Below are 1,809 nucleotides of genomic sequence, written 5' to 3' on the forward strand. Positions count from 1 at the left end.
CTTGAAGCCGGTGTTGCCCATCTGATTGTGGAAGGTATTAGGCAAAACCTGTGGTCTTTACAAAATCCGTCTGACATAAATAACGCTATAATTCAACGTTATATGAAAGAGGATGTACCTCTGGCTATTTAACTCTTGCTGGGGTATTAAACCCTTATCAATAAAAAAGAGAGCAGTATTGCTCTCTTTTTTTTTAATCTTTCACTTATCACACCATTAAAACCCATTCAAAAATCATCATACCCCACAATAAGTTAGCCAACACCCAATCAAAAGAATTAATACTTTCATCCATCACACTCAGAAAAAATAAGAAATTAGTTTTATTTTGGTAATCAAATATCAAACCAATACTTACTCCTGTCTTGAGGACATTACCAACGACATGAGTAAATATAATGCAGCGAAAAACCGGTTATCTGGCTATATCTATTTTGCTGGCATTAAGTTCTCAAGCTTATGCAGCAGAAGATATGGCTCCAGATGAAATAACGTTAAACCAAGCACATGTAAAACAAATTGGTAACTGGAATAATACCGAAATAGCACAGGACGGTGCACTTAACAAAGCCACTGTAAAACAACGCGGCAATGTTAACGATTATTATCTGACTCAGCATGGCACCAACAATACCGCCTTTGCTGAACAAATCGGAAATAATAATTCGGCTTCTGTTGCGCAGTATGGTTCAGGTAACGAAGCATACGTTAGCCAATATGGTTCATCTAACGATGCAGCCATTAACCAATACGGATATAACAATTACGCATCGATTACTCAATATGGTTCGGGTAATCAAGCCAATATCAATCAATATGGCACGGGCCTTAGCGCTGCAGTCGTGCAACACGGTGTAGGGTTACCAATTACAGTCAATCAAAGTAATTGAGTTACTCGATTAAATTAATCAGGCAAAGCAACACTGAGGATATATCCCATGAAAATGTTGAATCTGTCTATCATCACTGCCGCTATTATCGGTGCCGTATCTGTTAACGCCGCCAACCAAACCACCACCATTTACCAAACCGGTAATGGTAACAGTGCTGATGCTCTGCAAAGCAGTTCAAACAGCGTACTGATTGATGTAACCCAAAAAGGAACCAAAAACAGCTCAACCTCAACTCAAATTGGGGCATCAAAAAGTGATACCGTGATTTATCAAAGTGGCTCTTTTAACTCCGCCACCACCGATCAAACCGGTACCAAAAACGATATCAATATCGAGCAACGTGGCAAACGTAACGATGCTCAAGTAGACCAAAGCGGCTACAAAAATAATACTGATATCGATCAACGTGGCCGTAAAAATGACGCTACCGTTGCTCAAAGCGGTAAATTCAATGAAATCGACGTCAAACAATCAGGTCGTAAAAACGATGCCGATGTTAAACAGCGCGGTTTCCTGAATGACGTCTACGTGAAACAAAACGGCAATGGCAACGAAGCTGATGTAAATCAACGTGGCCGTTACAACGACACCACCGTTAAACAATCTGGCAATGGCAACTTTGCTGACGTTTCACAACGTGGCTGGAAAAACGATGTTGATGTGGTGCAAAAAGGCCATCTCAACGATGCCGACGTGAAACAACGTGGTGTGCATAACGATATCGATGTTGCCCAAACCGGTAACGGCAACGATGCCAAAGTAAGACAAAGTGGTGCGCATAACGATATCGATGTCGATCAAATTGGTCGCCGCAACGATGCCGACATCAAACAATCTGGTGCATGGAACGAGTCTGATACTTACCAAAACGGTCATCACAACGACGTAACCGTGACTCAGAGCGCTTACAACGACT

At 41.5% G+C, this 1,809-nt stretch carries 2 protein-coding genes; both read left to right on the top strand.

Annotation, left to right across the window (positions count from 1 at the left end; genetic code table 11):
- Positions 1-398 precede the first annotated feature (398 nt).
- Positions 399-890: a hypothetical protein gene (csgB, locus tag ACRC27_RS12455; RefSeq protein WP_052241988.1), complete on the top strand. Its 492-nt coding sequence runs from the start codon at positions 399-401 to the stop codon at positions 888-890.
- A 48-nt stretch (positions 891-938) separates the two neighbouring features.
- A partial coding sequence (locus tag ACRC27_RS12460) for a hypothetical protein (protein ID WP_438640016.1) occupies positions 939-1,809 on the top strand: 871 nt, incomplete at its 3' end.

Source organism: Plesiomonas sp. (assembly GCF_051650925.1).
Lineage (GTDB): Bacteria > Pseudomonadota > Gammaproteobacteria > Enterobacterales > CAMTGL01 > Plesiomonas.